The sequence below is a fragment of the Streptomyces sp. NPDC058691 genome (assembly GCF_042714775.1).
GTDB lineage: Bacteria > Actinomycetota > Actinomycetes > Streptomycetales > Streptomycetaceae > Actinacidiphila.
The window spans coordinates 119,204-133,472 of record NZ_JBHXSO010000006.1; the positions used below are offsets into that span (position 1 = coordinate 119,204).

A 14,269-nucleotide genomic window follows, 5' to 3' on the forward strand; every position below is an offset into this window, starting at 1 on the left:
CGTGATGATCGCTTTCAGTGAGGTGCGATAAGCCGCAAATATCGCCAGATGGTCATGGTCATGGTCCCGGTCGCGGAGGTACGCAACGATGGCCCGCAGCGCCCCCCTCTCCCCTCCCGCGCTCGCCACCGCGCTGACCCTCGCGCTGGCGACGCTCGCCGGTTGCTCCGCCGGCCGTGAGGACCCGCTCGCCGGGACCGACCTCGCCTCGGCGCCGCGCAGCGCGGTGCGCGACGGAGGCACTCTGCACTGGGCCGTCGACGCCGCGCCCGCCACGCTCAACGCCTTCTCGGCCCCGGCCGACGACACCACCGACATGGTGGCCGCGGCGGTGCTCCCGGCGACCTTCCGGCTGGACGGCAGCGGACGGCCGCAGCGGGACGCCGACCTGCTGGAGTCCGCGGAGGTCGTGGAGCGCGAGCCGCGCCAGGTCGTGTCGTACAAGCTCAACCCGAAGGCGGTCTGGAGCGACGGCCGGGCGGTGTCCACCGCCGACTTCGCCGCCCAGTGGAAGGCGCTGCGCGGCAAGGACGAGGCCTACTGGGCCGCCCGCAACGCCGGCTACGACCGCATCGCCTCGGTCGCGCAGGGCAAGGACCCCGGCGAGGTGCGGGTCACCTTCTCCCGTCGCTTCGCCGACTGGCAGTCGCTCTTCACCCCGCTCTACCCCAAGTCCGTCACCGGCACCGCCGCGGCGTTCAACGACTCCGCCCGCCGCGCGCTGCCGGTGGCCGGGGGCCCGTTCGCGGTGCGGAAGGTCACCGGCAAGGACGTCACCCTGGTCCGCAACCCCCGCTGGTGGGGCGACCGGGCGCGACTGGACAAGCTGGTGCTGACCGCCGTGCCGGCGCACCTGCGGGCCGCGGGCCTGGCCGACGGCACGCTGGACATGGCCAAGGTGGACCGCACCCCGAAGATCAAGCATGTGTCCGTGTACCGGACGCGCTCGGCCTCTTATACGCAGCTCGCCCTCAACGGCGCCGACGGCCCGCTGGCCGACGAGCGGGTCCGACGCGCCGTGGCCCGCGCGATCGACCGCCAGGAGATCGCGCGCTCGGTGCTCAAGCCGGTCGGCCTGCCCGACGAACCGCTCGGCAACCACCTGCTGCTCGCCTCCCAGGCCGGGTACGCGGACCACAGTTCCGCCCTCGGCGAGTCCGACCCCAAGGCGGCCCAGGCCATGCTCGCCGACGCGGGCTGGCGCCGCACCGCCCTGGCCCCCGCAGGTCCGGCCCGGCGCAACGTGGCGGCGCCCGAGCACAAGGTCCGGGTCACGGTCGTCGAACCCTCCACCACCGTGCTGCGCAAGGACGGCAAGGCGCTCACGCTGCGCTTCGTGCTGCCGGAGTCCAACAAGGCCCTGGACGCGGTCGGCGGCCGCATCGCCGCCATGCTCTCCGGGATCGGCGTCCGCACCGAGATCCAGAAGGTCTCCGACGAGAGCTTCCTGCGCGACCACCTGGCCGCCGGCGACTTCGACCTGGCGCTGTACTCCTGGCCCGGCACGGCCTTCCCGGCCACCGACACCCGGCCCATCTACGCCAAGCCCGAGGCCGGCCCGGACGGGAGCCTGGTCGTCGCACAGAACTTCCCCCGGGTCGGCACCGACCAGATCGACCAGCTTCTCGACCAGGCCTCCGGCGAGCTCGACCCGGACACCGCCCGGGACCTCGCGGCCCGCGCCGACGCCCGCATCTGGGCCGTCGCCGGCTCCCTCCCCCTCTTCCAGCGGCCCGAACTGATCGCCCTGCGCTCCTCGGTCCTCAACGCGGGCGCCTTCGGCTTCGCGACCCCGCGCTTCCAGGACATCGGCTTCAAGAAGTAGGGGCCCGCACCCCGGGGGCGGGGAGGGGAGAACGGAACCGGTCTCAGATGTTCCTCAAATGACGGGAGCGCCCCGGCACCGCGGGGAACGATCGTCGCGACCGCACCACACCACGGGGACATCATGAAAACGGGGGGACGCCATGAGGCGTTGGACAGCGGGCTGCGCGGTGATCGCGGCCATCGCGGCCACGGGTGCGTGCACCGCGACGGAACCGGCGACGGGGGCGCGGACCGCGCCCCCGCAGCCGGTGAAGGTGGCGACGGCAGAGCGGGCCTGTGAGGACGGCCGGTACACATGGTTCAACATCGAGCGGCCGCGACGGCTCACCGGCCTGACCGCGCCGGAGACGAAGGGGAAGGGCGGCGGCACGCTGCACCACCCGATGCGGCGCCTGTCCAGGCCCGTGACCTTGGTCACCGCCGTGGGCCCGGCGCTCTCCTCGCGTGACGTGCTGTTCTCGCTGGCCCTGCGGATCGGCGAGGCCGGGCCGGACGACGAGCCCGGGAACCTCGCGTTCACCGAGGCGGGCCGCAGGCCCGAGGGCTTCGACGGCGTCACGACTCCGGCGGGTGCGGGCCGTTTCGTGCGGTGGGCGGATGTGCGGGCCGTGGAGGCGGACTTCCGCTACACCTGTCCCGGTGGGACGACCACCACCGGGCACGCCGAGAGCTGGACGATCCAGGGCGAGGGCCTCCTCGACTGCGAGAGGCACATCGGCGGCGGCAGCGGGAGTCCGGCCTCGCGGGCCCTGGCCCGCGAGGCGGCCCGGCTGTCCTGCGGACCGGATGCGGCGGCCGCCCGGCCCTGAGCGCGGGCGGCCGATCATGCCCGGGCGGTCGTTACCGTCCGGGCCCCGTACCATGGGGTGAGGCCGTGGCTTGACTCGCCCGGCGGGCTGGTGTGCCGACGAGGGCACGCCGCCCCACCTACCTACCCGGGAGAAGCGCCCCAGTATGCCCACGCGCAACGACATTCGTAATGTCGCCATCGTCGCCCACGTCGACCACGGCAAGACGACGCTGGTGGACGCCATGCTCAAGCAGGCCGGAGCCTTCGCCGCGCACCAGCATCTGGACGACCGGATGATGGACTCCAACGACCTGGAGCGCGAGAAGGGCATCACCATTCTCGCGAAGAACACGGCCGTGAAGTACCACCCCAAGGGTGGCGGCGACCCCATCACGATCAACATCATCGACACCCCCGGCCACGCCGACTTCGGTGGCGAGGTCGAGCGCGGCCTGTCGATGGTCGACGCGGTCGTGCTGCTGGTGGACGCCTCCGAGGGCCCGCTGCCGCAGACCCGCTTCGTGCTGCGCAAGGCGCTGGCCGCGAAGCTGCCGGTCATCCTCTGCATCAACAAGACCGACCGCCCGGACTCCCGGATCGACGAGGTCGTCAACGAGACGTACGACCTGTTCCTGGACCTGGACGCGGACGAGGAGCAGATCGAGTTCCCGATCGTCTACGCCTGCGCGCGTGACGGCGTGGCCTCGCTGACCAAGCCGGAGAACGGCACCGTCCCGGCCGACAGCGACAGCCTGGAGCCGTTCTTCTCCACGCTGCTCGCGCACGTGCCGGCCCCGGCGTACGACGAGGCCGCGCCGCTGCAGGCGCACGTCACCAACCTCGACGCCGACAACTTCCTGGGCCGCATCGCGCTGCTCCGTGTCGAGCAGGGCGAGCTCAAGAAGGGCCAGACGGTCGCGTGGATCAAGCGTGACGGTTCGATCGCCAACGTCCGCATCACCGAGCTGATGATGACCGAGGCGCTCACCCGCAAGCCCGCCGAGAAGGCCGGCCCGGGCGACATCTGCGCCGTCGCCGGTATCGCCGACATCACCATCGGCGAGACGCTGGCCGACCCGGAGAACCCGATCGCGCTGCCGCTGATCACGGTGGACGAGCCGGCGATCTCCATGACCATCGGTGCCAACACCTCCCCGCTGGTCGGCCGCGGCCCCGGCGGCAAGGGTGCCGACAAGTCGGCGGTCAAGGACCGCAAGGTCACCGCCCGTCTGGTCAAGGACCGTCTGGAGCGCGAGCTGATCGGTAACGTCAGCCTCCGGGTCCTGCCGACCGAGCGCCCCGACACCTGGGAGGTGCAGGGCCGCGGTGAGCTGGCGCTGGCCATCCTCGTCGAGACCATGCGCCGGGAGGGCTTCGAGCTGACCGTCGGCAAGCCGCAGGTGGTCACCCGCGAGGTCGAGGGCAAGGTCCACGAGCCGGTCGAGCGCATCACCATCGACGTGCCCGAGGAGCACATGGGCGCCGTGACGCAGCTCATGGGCACCCGCAAGGGCCGGATGGACAACATGTCCAACCACGGCTCGGGCTGGGTCCGCATGGAGTTCATCGTCCCCTCCCGCGGTCTGATCGGCTTCCGTACCGAGTTCCTGACCGGAACGCGCGGCACGGGTATCGCCCACTCGATCCACGAGGGCCACGAGCCGTGGTTCGGCCCGCTGGTGACCCGTAACAACGGCTCCCTGGTCGCCGACCGTGCCGGTGCCGTCACCGCCTTCGCGATGACGAACCTCCAGGAGCGCGGTGTGCTCTTCACCGAGCCGGGCACCGAGGTGTACGAGGGCATGATCGTCGGCGAGAACTCCCGCGCCGACGACATGGACGTCAACATCACCAAGGAGAAGAAGCTCACCAACATGCGCTCCTCCTCCGCCGACTCCTTCGAGGCGATCGTCCCGCCGCGCAAGCTCTCCCTGGAGCAGTCCCTGGAGTTCTGCCGCGACGACGAGTGCGTCGAGGTGACCCCGGAGACGGTCCGCATCCGCAAGGTCGTCCTGGACCAGAAGGAGCGCGGTCGTACCGCCTCCCGCGCCAAGCGCTGACGCAAGGCCCCGGACACCGGCCCCGGTTGCCCGTTCCCACGGGCGGCCGGGGCCGGTGCCCTTTGTGTGACCCGTGCCATGACGGCGCGCGGCGGGCCGGCGCACCTGTGAGCCGGGCCACGCCCGGCGCCTTCCACGGGCGGCCGTTGTGACCGATGTCACCGCCGCAACCACCCGGCATACCGGGCCTCGTGGCCGCGGCGGAGTGTCGCGGTTACGCCAATGGCGCGGCCGCGACAGCACGTTCCGTGGCGGTCCGTCAGCCCCGTACATTCGCGTGGAATCCACGCGGTTCGCGGCAAGTGTTTTTCATCAGCCGACGTCCGAATACCGGACAGTGTTCACCGTTACTTGTGTTACAAGTCCGTTTCGTCGGTGTCTGTCTACAATCCAAATGTCCGAATTGCGAAACTGTTTTGGACCGGTTGTGACCAAAACGAGATCGTAAGTGTGTGGTTCGTAGGCCCAACGTGACCGATAGTTGGAGCCGTTGAGCTCGGGTCAATGGGTCCAAGCGCTTATGGGGAGCGCCGACTCACGAGCACAGGCAGCCGTAGTCCACTGTCAGGGGTGTCAGTGGGGTCCGGCGCCTTTCACGTACGGACAGTGACTCCTGAGGAGGCAAACCCATGCGCGGTGCCAAGAGCGCCACCTGGGTCGCAGGTGCGATCATCGTTGCTATGGCTGCTACCGCTTGCGGTGGTGGCGGCGGCGACAAGGGAAGTAACGACGCCGACGGCGGCTTCAACCCCAACGGCAAGTTCTCCGTCGAGGTGGGTGAGCCGCAGAACGCTCTGGTGCCTTCCAACACCCAGGAGAGCAACGGCGGCATCGTTGTGGACTCGCTGTTCTCGCAGCTGGTCGACTACGACCCCCAGGGCAAGATCATCATGTCGAACGCCAAGTCGGTCGACACCAAGGACAACAAGACCTTCACGGTCACCCTGAAGGACGGCTGGACCTTCCACGACGGCACCCCGGTGACCGCGGAGTCCTACGTCAAGGCGTGGAACTGGGGCGCCAACGTCAAGAACGACCAGCTCAACTCGTCGTGGTTCGCCGACATCAAGGGCTACGAGGACGTTCACCCGGAGAAGGGTGACCCGAAGTCCGACGAGATGTCCGGTCTGAAGGTCGTCGACGACAAGACCTTCACCATCGAGCTGACCACGCCGATCCCGTACTACGTGTACAAGCTCGGCTACACGGCGTTCTCGCCGCTGCCCGACTCCTTCTTCAAGGACCCGAAGGCCGCCGGCGAGAAGCCGGTCGGCAACGGCCCGTACCAGTTCGTCAGCTGGGACCACAAGAAGAGCATCGTGGTCAAGCGGTTCGACGCCTACAAGGGCGAGAACAAGGCGAAGAACGGTGGTGTGACGTTCAAGAACTACACCACCCTCGAGGCCGCCTACGAGGACCTGAAGTCGGGCAACGTCGACGTCCTGCGTCAGATCGCCCCCAAGGACCTCCCGGTCTACCGTGACGACCTCGGCGACCGCGCCGTGGACCAGCCGTACTCGGCCATCCAGTCCATCGTCCCGGCCTTCTACTCCAAGCAGTGGAAGAACGTCGACCCCAAGGTCATCCAGGGTCTGTCGATGGCGATCGACCGCGACACCATCACCAAGACCGTGCTCCAGGGCACCCGTGAGCCCGCCACCGGCTTCGTCGCCAAGGGCGTGCTGGGCTACCAGGACAACGTCGGCGGCGACGTGTTCAAGTACGACCCGGCGAAGGCCAAGGAGCTCATCAAGGAGGGTGGCGGCGTCCCGGGCAACTCGATCTCCATCCAGTACAACGCGGACGGCGGTCACAAGGACTGGGTCGAGGCTGTCTGCAACAGCATCACCAACGCCACGGGCATCAAGTGCGTCGGCGACTCCAAGGCCGACTTCCAGAGCGACCTGGACGCCCGCACGGCCCACGAGGTCAAGTCGATCTACCGCAGCGGCTGGGTGCTCGACTACCCGGTGAACGCGAACTTCATCCGTGACCTGTACGGCACCACGTCGGGTGGCAACCAGTCGGGCTTCTCCAACAAGGCGCTCGACAAGCTGATCGAGGAGGCGGACACCGCCCCCACCCTCGACGACTCCGTCGCGAAGTACCAGGAAGCCGAGAAGAAGATGGTCGAGCTCATGCCCGCCATCCCGCTCTGGTACTACAAGGTCAACGCCGGCTACTCGGAGAACGTGACGGGCGTCAAGTACGCCCAGAACGGTGACCCGATCCTCACCGGCGTACAGGTCAAGAAGTAACCACTCGCGTAGTGAGCACACCGGCGCGGGACTGACGACAACGTCGGACGCGCGGGGTGCAGGCAGTGGCTGGGGGGCCCTTCTCCCGTCTTCCGTCAATCGGAGGACGGGGGAAGGGCCCATCTCTGCTGCCGCGGCGACTGACATGGAGGCACGATGGGGCGTTATGTCGCACGACGACTGCTCCAGATGATCCCGGTTTTCATCGGGACGACTCTGCTGATCTTTTTCATGGTCTATGCCCTGCCCGGCGACCCCGTAAGGGCGCTGTTCGGTGACAAGGCAGCGGATCCGACGACTGTGGCGCGACTGCGCCACGACCTCGGGCTCGACCAGCCGATCCTGAAGCAGTACTGGGATTACATGACCGGCATTCTTCTGCACTTCGACTTCGGCAACCAGATTGCCAGCGGTCGGCCGGTGCGGGACGTGCTCGGTGACGCCTTCCCGGTGACGATCCGACTCGCGGGGCTCGCCTTCGTGATCGAACTGGTCGTGGGCATCGCGCTCGGCGTCTGGGCCGGCATGCGTGCGGGCAAGCTCGCCGACTCGGCGGTACTGATCTTCACCCTGCTGCTGATCTCGGTCCCGGTCTTCGTCCTCGGCTTCATCTTCAAGCTGGTATTCGCCTACCAGCTCGGCTGGGTGACACCGAACGTCCAGGACGACTCGAACTACGGGCAGTTGCTGATGCCGGCGATTGTGCTGGCGAGCCTCTCGCTCGCCTATGTGGCCCGGCTCACGCGTACGTCCATAGCCGAGAACCTGCGCGCGGACTACATGCGGACCGCCATCGCCAAGGGCCTGCCCCGGCGTCGCGTGGTCGGTGTGCACCTGATGCGCAACTCGATGATCCCCGTGGTCACCTTCCTCGGCACCGACATCGGCGCCCTGATGGGCGGTGCGGTCGTCACCGAGGGCCTGTTCAACATCCACGGCATCGGCGGCACCATCTACGAGTCCATCGTGCGCCGTGAGGGGACCACGCTGGTCGGTCTGGTCACCGTCCTCGTGCTGGTCTTCCTCGTCACCAGCCTGCTCGTCGACCTGCTCTACGCGGTCCTGGACCCGAGGATCCGTTATGCCTGACGTGACCAAGACCGCCGTGGAGAACGCGGACCCGATGGCGACGACCGCAGCGGACGCCGCCGCCGTCGTGGACCCCAAGGCCGAGAAGGCCCGCAGCCTGTGGGGCGACGCCTGGAGCGACCTGCGGCGCAACCCGTACTTCGTGGTCTCCGCCGTGCTGATCCTCCTGCTGCTGGTCATCGCCGCCTTCCCGGGCCTGTTCACCAGTGCCTCGCCGACCTACGGCGACCTGCGGAACCACTACCTGAGCAAGCCGCAGTACGGCCACGTCTTCTCCCCCGAGTGGCTCGGCTACGACGGCCAGGGGCGCAGCGTCTACGCGCGTATGATCTACGGCACCCGCGCCTCCATCGAGGTGGGCGTCTGCGTGACGATCCTGGTCACCCTGCTGGGCGGCCTGGTCGGCATGATCGCCGGTTACTTCGGCGGCATCGTCGACTCGATCCTCTCCCGGATCACCGACGTCTTCTTCGCCATTCCCTTCCTGCTCGGCACGATGGTGGTCCTGAACTCCTTCACCGACCGCACCGTCTGGGTCGTGGTCGGGGCGCTGGCCTTCCTCGGCTGGACGCAGATCACGCGTGTCATGCGCGGTTCGGTGATCACCATCAAGCAGGCGGACTACGTCCACGCCGCCAAGGCACTGGGCGCGAACACCAGCCGGATCCTGCTGAGGCACATTCTTCCGAACGCCGTCGCCCCCGTGATCGTGGTCGCCACCATCGCGCTCGGCGGCTACATCTCGGCCGAGGCCACACTGTCCTACCTGGGACTCGGACTGCCCTCGACGGTGGTCTCCTGGGGCCAGGACATCTCCGGTGGTGCCGCGCAGATCCGTACGGCGCAGTACATCATGCTGTACCCGTCGATCATGCTCAGCATCACGGTCCTGGCGTTCATCATGCTCGGCGATGCGGTCCGCAACGCCCTCGACCCCAAGCTGCGCTGAGGGAGGCGTACGTGACCATCATCGACAAGAACGCGGAGGTGCCCGCTCCCCGAACAGGGGACGCCGGCACCCCCCTGCTGGAAGTCCGTGATCTGCACGTGGAGTTCCACACCCGCGACGGCATCGCCAAGGCCGTCAACGGCGTGAACTACACCGTGTCGGCCGGCGAGACGCTCGCCGTGCTCGGTGAGTCCGGCTCCGGCAAGTCCGTGACCGCGCAGGCGATCATGGGCATCCTCGACATGCCGCCCGGCAGGATCCCGCAGGGCGAGATCCTCTTCCGCGGCCAGGACATGCTCAAGATGTCCGGCGAGGAGCGCCGGAAGATCCGTGGTCGCAAGATCGCCATGATCTTCCAGGACGCGCTGTCCTCGCTCAACCCGGTGCTCACCGTCGGCTACCAGCTGGCCGAGATGTTCCGGGTGCACCAGGGCATGTCCAAGAAGGACGCCAAGGCCAAGGCCATCGAGCTGATGGACCGGGTCCGCATCCCGGCCGCCAGGGAGCGGGTCAACGACTACCCGCACCAGTTCTCCGGCGGTATGCGCCAGCGCATCATGATCGCGATGGCGCTGGCCCTGGAGCCGGACCTGATCATCGCCGACGAGCCGACCACCGCGCTCGACGTGACGGTGCAGGCCCAGGTCATGGACCTGCTCGCGGACCTGCAGCGCGAGTTCAACATGGGTCTGATCCTCATCACCCACGACCTGGGTGTCGTCGCCGACGTCGCCGACAAGATCGCCGTGATGTACGCGGGCCGCATCGTCGAGACGGCGCCGGTCCACGAGATCTACAAGCGCCCGGCCCACCCCTACACCAAGGGTCTTCTGGAGTCGATCCCGCGCCTGGACCAGAAGGGCCAGGAGCTCTACGCGATCAAGGGTCTGCCTCCGAACCTGCTGCGCATCCCCACCGGTTGCGCCTTCAACCCGCGTTGCGAGATGGCGCAGGACATCTGCCGCACCGAGGTCCCCAAGCTCCTCTCGGTGACCGAGCGGGACGGCAGCGAGCTGCCGGGCCGCGGCAGTGCGTGCCACTTCTGGAAGGAGACGATCCATGGCTGACGTCACCAACAACGGCGAGGCCGTCTCCGACGAGGTGGCCGCGGTCGAGGCCGCGCTCGCGAAGCCGGTCCAGCGCGGAGAGCCGATCCTCCAGGTGCGCAACCTGGTCAAGCACTTCCCGCTGACCCAGGGCATCCTGTTCAAGAAGCAGGTCGGCGCCGTCAAGGCCGTCGACGGTGTCTCCTTCGACCTGTACCAGGGCGAGACCCTGGGCATCGTGGGCGAGTCCGGCTGTGGCAAGTCCACGGTCGCCAAGCTGCTGATGAACCTGGAGCGCGCCACCGCAGGCGAGGTCTTCTACAAGGGCCAGGACATCACCCGGCTGTCCGGACGGGCGCTCAAGGCCGTCCGCCGGAACATCCAGATGGTCTTCCAGGACCCGTACACCTCGCTCAACCCGCGTATGACGGTCGGCGACATCATCGGCGAGACCTTCGACATCCACCCCGAGGTGGCCCCGAAGGGCGACCGGCGCCGCAAGGTGCAGGACCTGCTGGACGTCGTCGGCCTCAACCCGGAGTACATCAACCGGTACCCGCACCAGTTCTCCGGCGGCCAGCGGCAGCGCATCGGCATCGCCCGCGGTCTGGCGCTCAACCCGGAGATCATCATCTGCGACGAGCCCGTCTCGGCGCTGGACGTCTCCGTGCAGGCGCAGGTCATCAACCTGATGGAGAAGCTGCAGGACGAGTTCAACCTGTCCTACATCTTCATCGCGCACGACCTGTCCATCGTCCGGCACATCTCCGACCGCGTCGGCGTGATGTACCTGGGCAAGATGGCCGAGATCGGCAGCGACACCGCGATCTACGACCACCCCACCCACCCGTACACCCAGGCGCTGCTGTCGGCCGTGCCGGTGCCGGACCCCGAGGCGCGCGAGCACCGCGACCGCATCATCCTCACCGGTGACGTGCCGTCCCCGGCCAACCCGCCGTCCGGCTGCCGCTTCCGCACCCGCTGCTGGAAGGCACAGGACCGCTGCGCGACGGAGGAGCCCCTGCTGGCGATCCCGGAGCGCTTCAAGGACGTCAAGACCCCGGCCGCGCACGACTCGGCGTGCCACTTCGCCGAGGAGAAGGACGTCGTCCACGCGACGGTCTGAGTACGGCCCGTAGCGTCCGAAGGGCGCCCACGCGATCATCGCGTGGGCGCCCTTCCGCGTGTAACGTCCCCGGGCTCCCAGGCGTGTTCCTCAGTGAGAAGCCTGCAACCGGTGACGACGGACGACGACGGACAGGGAACGGGGACGGGGGCCGATGCCGAAGAGGCCGGACGAAGAGGAGTTTGACGCCTTCTACGCCACCACGGCCAAAGGTCTGGTCGCCACGGTCTACGCGATGACCGGTGACCTGGCGGAGGCCGAGGACGCGGTGCAGGAGGCGTACGCGAGGGCCTGGCAGAGATGGGACCGGCTGACCCGGGAGGGCGATCCGCTGCCCTGGGTCCGCACGGTGGCCTCGCGCCTGGCCATCTCCACCTGGCGGCGCACCCGCAACCGCCTGCGGGCCCAACTGCGCCACGGTCCGGCGCCCGACACGCCCGCGCTCTCCGCGGACCGGGTCGCCCTGGTGGCCGCTCTGCGTGAACTCACCCCGGACCAGCGGCGGGTGGTGGTGCTGCACCACCTGCTGGACCTGCCGGTGGAGGAGGTGGCCCGCGAGACGGGAGCGTCCAGCGGTGCGGTGCGCACCCGGCTGAGCCGGGCCCGCAAGGTGCTCGGCACGCTGCTCACGGACATCGACACGAACGACGAGGGGGTGGCCACGCATGGCTGAGGTCGAGGAACTGCTGGAGGGCGTCCCGGTGCGCCTCGCGCCGGCGCAGGCGGTGCGGGCCCGGGGCGAGCGCCGCCGGGCGCGGCAGCGGCTGGGCGGGGCCGCGGTCGTGGTGGTCGCCGCCGTGGCGGTGGGCGTCGGCTCGTGGGCCGCGCAGAGCCCGCCACGGGACACACCGCCGGCGGCGACGCGCACGGAGAACCCGTTCGTGGTGGGGGGTGTGGTGCGGCTGCTGCCGGCGAACAGCGTGGCCTACTTCAAGACCCGCGCCTGGACCGCCGACGCGGTCACGTCGGACTCGGCCGGGCTGCCGTCGGTCGGGCTCGACGGGGTGTGCGGCGGCACGGTGGGCGCGGACCCCGCCGCCGGGCAGCAGTTCGCCCGGACGTACACCGGCAAGGGGGGCGCCAGGGCCCGGCACCGTATCGCGGAGTACGCCGACTCCGGCCTGGCCCAGGACGCGATCCGGGGGATGGACCACCGGCTCGCGCAGTGCGGGGTGCGGCAGACCGGGGAGGGCGGTGGGGACCGCCCCTGGGTCCAGTACGCGGGCACCACGGGGGACGGCACGCAGCTCCGGGTCAGCCTGGAGCGCGCGGGCGCGTGGGTCTCGGTCGTCGAGATCCAGTTCGCCGCGCGGTCCTGAGACGGGCGGGGACCGGGCGGGGAACGGGTCCGCCCCGCCGCCGTGGGAACGGTGGCGGGGCGGACCCGTGGCAGCTGCTTACTTGGTGTAGCCGATGTTCTCGTAGCGCAGGTCCTGGAAGCCGTAGGCACCGATGTTGACCAGGTTCTTCTGGACGGCGTAGATGTCGGGGCGCTGGTACAGCGGCAGCAGGTTCGCCTGCTGCCAGATCAGGACGTCGGCCGCGTTGGCGTCGGTGATGGCCTGGGCCGGGTCGGTGTCCGCCGCGGCCTTGTTCATGGCCGTGTCGAGCTCGTCGCTGCCCACGCCGGTGTAGTTCTGCTGGATGTTGTCACCGACGGGCTTGGCGTAGATCGACTTGGTCGACGACACCGGGAAGGCGGTGCCGAGCCAGGAGAAGGCCGTCAGGTCGAAGTTGCCGGTGTTGACGTACTTGTCGAAGAACTCCTGGACCGGGACGGTCTTGATGTTCAGCTTGATGCCGACCGCCTTGAGCATCGGCTGCATCAGCTTGCCCTCGTTGGCGGAGGTGCTGACGTTCGCCGGGATGACGAAGTCCAGCTCCAGGGTCTTGCCGCCCTTGGTGCGGAACTCGCCGTCCTGCTTCCAGCCGGCCTCGTCCAGCAGGCTCTTGGCCTTGGCCTGGTCGAAGACGCCGACGCCGGCCGCGTTGTCCTTGTACCCCTTCTGGTTGGTGACGAAGAAGTGGTTGTTCAGGGGCTTGGGGTCCCAGTCCAGTCCCTGGAGGTCGGACTGCGCGATGGCGTCGCGGTTGAGGGCGGACATGATGGCCTGCCGCACCTTGACGTCCTTCAGGTTCGGGTGCGAGCCGTTGAAGGTGATGTGGCGGTAGTTGGGGCCGGCCGCCTTGCGGATCTCGGCGCCCTTGACCTGCTGGGCCTGCTTGTAACCGGCGGCGTCGGGGCCGACGTTGAAGAAGCCGATCTCGCCGTTGGCGAAGGCGCCGGCCTGGGCGTCGGCGTCCAGGGCCCGGTAGATGATCTTGTCGAGCACGGCCTTGTTGCCCCACCACTTGTCGTCGCGGACGACGGTGAGGGTCTTGGTGGTCTTGTCGATGCCCTGGAACTTGAACGGGCCGGCGGTGACCGGGATCTTGCCCAGGTAGCCGGAGTTGAAGCCGTCCGGGGTACCGATGACCGAGGCCGGGTAGAGCGGGCTGAACAGGCTCTTCCAGTCACCGAAGGGGCTGTCGAAGGTGACCACGACCTCCTGGTCGGTCTTGCCCTTCGCGACGCTGCTGATCAGCTCGTAGCCGGTGCTGGAGGAGATCTTGTACTTGGCGTCCTTGCCGTTCATCGCCTTCCAGCTGGCCTCCCAGTCCTTCCAGGACAGGGCCGTGCCGTCGGACCACTTGGCCTTGGGGTTGATCTCGTAGGTGACGACCTGCTTGCCGGAGCTGTCGTCCACCTTCGCCGAGGTGAGGTAGTCGGGGTTCGGGGTCACCGTGCCCGTCGCGTCCGACAGCATGGTGATCGGGATCAGGGCGCGCTCGACGTCCAGGCCATCCGCGAGCGTGCCGTCGACCTCGTTGTAGTTGAAGTTCTCGGCGATCTCGGCGACCGGCCAGTTGAGGGTGCCGCCCTCCTTCAGCTGGTCGCGGTCGGTGGCCTTGATGTTGTTGGCGCTGGACTTGGGCACCGAGTTCTTCTTGGCCGCGGCGCTGTCGCCGCCGTCGTCGCCGCCGCATGCGGTGAGGACCAGCGCGCCGGCGGTGGCCAGCGCCACCATGGCGATGGACGTACGAGTTCTGTTCAACGGACTCTCTCCTCTAACGGGGTGGGACA

At 68.7% G+C, this 14,269-nt stretch carries 11 protein-coding genes; 10 read left to right on the forward strand and 1 reads right to left on the reverse strand.

Going from position 1 to position 14,269, the window contains the following annotated elements:
• Window positions 1-88 precede the first annotated feature (88 nt).
• The 10 genes from ACFWVC_RS06605 to ACFWVC_RS06650 all read left to right on the forward strand — a co-directional run bounded on the left by ACFWVC_RS06605 (window position 89) and on the right by ACFWVC_RS06650 (window position 12,464).
• Complete coding sequence (locus ACFWVC_RS06605; protein WP_384279194.1) at window positions 89-1,825, forward strand: ABC transporter family substrate-binding protein; 1,737 nt, start codon at window positions 89-91, stop codon at window positions 1,823-1,825.
• 142 nt (window positions 1,826-1,967) lie between these two features.
• Complete coding sequence (locus ACFWVC_RS06610; protein WP_384279201.1) at window positions 1,968-2,636, forward strand: hypothetical protein; 669 nt, start codon at window positions 1,968-1,970, stop codon at window positions 2,634-2,636.
• Between the two features lie 145 nt (window positions 2,637-2,781).
• Window positions 2,782-4,677: a translational GTPase TypA gene (gene typA, locus ACFWVC_RS06615; RefSeq protein WP_384279209.1), complete on the forward strand. Its 1,896-nt coding sequence runs from the start codon at window positions 2,782-2,784 to the stop codon at window positions 4,675-4,677.
• Window positions 4,678-5,306: 629 nt separating this feature from the next.
• On the forward strand, window positions 5,307-6,935 hold the full coding sequence (locus tag ACFWVC_RS06620) for an ABC transporter substrate-binding protein (protein ID WP_384279216.1): 1,629 nt from the start codon (window positions 5,307-5,309) through the stop codon (window positions 6,933-6,935).
• A gap of 156 nt (window positions 6,936-7,091) precedes the next feature.
• A complete protein-coding gene (locus ACFWVC_RS06625) occupies window positions 7,092-8,024 on the forward strand; it encodes an ABC transporter permease (RefSeq protein WP_384279223.1) in 933 nt (310 codons plus the stop codon).
• Window positions 8,017-8,973: an ABC transporter permease gene (locus ACFWVC_RS06630; RefSeq protein WP_384279230.1), complete on the forward strand. Its 957-nt coding sequence runs from the start codon at window positions 8,017-8,019 to the stop codon at window positions 8,971-8,973. Before ACFWVC_RS06625 ends, ACFWVC_RS06630 begins: the two co-directional genes overlap by 8 nt.
• A gap of 11 nt (window positions 8,974-8,984) precedes the next feature.
• The gene (locus tag ACFWVC_RS06635) at window positions 8,985-10,040 is read left to right on the forward strand and encodes an ABC transporter ATP-binding protein (RefSeq protein WP_384279237.1); all 1,056 of its coding nucleotides are present in this window, start codon (window positions 8,985-8,987) and stop codon (window positions 10,038-10,040) included.
• Window positions 10,033-11,145, forward strand: a complete 1,113-nt coding sequence (locus ACFWVC_RS06640) for an ABC transporter ATP-binding protein (RefSeq protein WP_384279246.1) — start codon at window positions 10,033-10,035, stop codon at window positions 11,143-11,145. The genes ACFWVC_RS06635 and ACFWVC_RS06640 overlap by 8 nt, the downstream gene beginning before the upstream one ends.
• Window positions 11,146-11,299: 154 nt before the next feature.
• Window positions 11,300-11,818 (forward strand): SigE family RNA polymerase sigma factor, encoded by a 519-nt coding sequence (locus ACFWVC_RS06645; protein ID WP_384279252.1) that lies wholly within the window; start codon window positions 11,300-11,302, stop codon window positions 11,816-11,818.
• Window positions 11,811-12,464: a hypothetical protein gene (locus tag ACFWVC_RS06650; protein ID WP_384279258.1), complete on the forward strand. Its 654-nt coding sequence runs from the start codon at window positions 11,811-11,813 to the stop codon at window positions 12,462-12,464. The genes ACFWVC_RS06645 and ACFWVC_RS06650 overlap by 8 nt, the downstream gene beginning before the upstream one ends.
• Before the next feature lie 78 nt (window positions 12,465-12,542).
• On the opposite strand, the gene ACFWVC_RS06655 is transcribed toward ACFWVC_RS06650, so the two are convergent.
• Window positions 12,543-14,240 carry an ABC transporter family substrate-binding protein gene (locus tag ACFWVC_RS06655; protein ID WP_384279263.1) on the reverse strand — a complete coding sequence of 566 codons (1,698 nt, stop codon included), beginning with the start codon at window positions 14,238-14,240 and terminating at the stop codon, window positions 12,543-12,545.
• Window positions 14,241-14,269 lie beyond the last annotated feature (29 nt).

What these genes read in the sequence shown, in the direction of transcription:
- ACFWVC_RS06625 (WP_384279223.1), top strand. Translation starts at nt 7,092, where the DNA reads ATGGGGCGTTATGTCGCACGACGACTGCTCCAGATGATCCCGGTTTTC.
- ACFWVC_RS06630 (WP_384279230.1), top strand. Translation starts at nt 8,017, where the DNA reads ATGCCTGACGTGACCAAGACCGCCGTGGAGAACGCGGACCCGATGGCG.
- ACFWVC_RS06605 (WP_384279194.1), top strand. Translation starts at nt 89, where the DNA reads ATGGCCCGCAGCGCCCCCCTCTCCCCTCCCGCGCTCGCCACCGCGCTG.
- ACFWVC_RS06620 (WP_384279216.1), top strand. Translation starts at nt 5,307, where the DNA reads ATGCGCGGTGCCAAGAGCGCCACCTGGGTCGCAGGTGCGATCATCGTT.
- ACFWVC_RS06610 (WP_384279201.1), top strand. Translation starts at nt 1,968, where the DNA reads ATGAGGCGTTGGACAGCGGGCTGCGCGGTGATCGCGGCCATCGCGGCC.
- ACFWVC_RS06645 (WP_384279252.1), top strand. Translation starts at nt 11,300, where the DNA reads ATGCCGAAGAGGCCGGACGAAGAGGAGTTTGACGCCTTCTACGCCACC.
- ACFWVC_RS06650 (WP_384279258.1), top strand. Translation starts at nt 11,811, where the DNA reads ATGGCTGAGGTCGAGGAACTGCTGGAGGGCGTCCCGGTGCGCCTCGCG.
- typA (WP_384279209.1), top strand. Translation starts at nt 2,782, where the DNA reads ATGCCCACGCGCAACGACATTCGTAATGTCGCCATCGTCGCCCACGTC.
- ACFWVC_RS06640 (WP_384279246.1), top strand. Translation starts at nt 10,033, where the DNA reads ATGGCTGACGTCACCAACAACGGCGAGGCCGTCTCCGACGAGGTGGCC.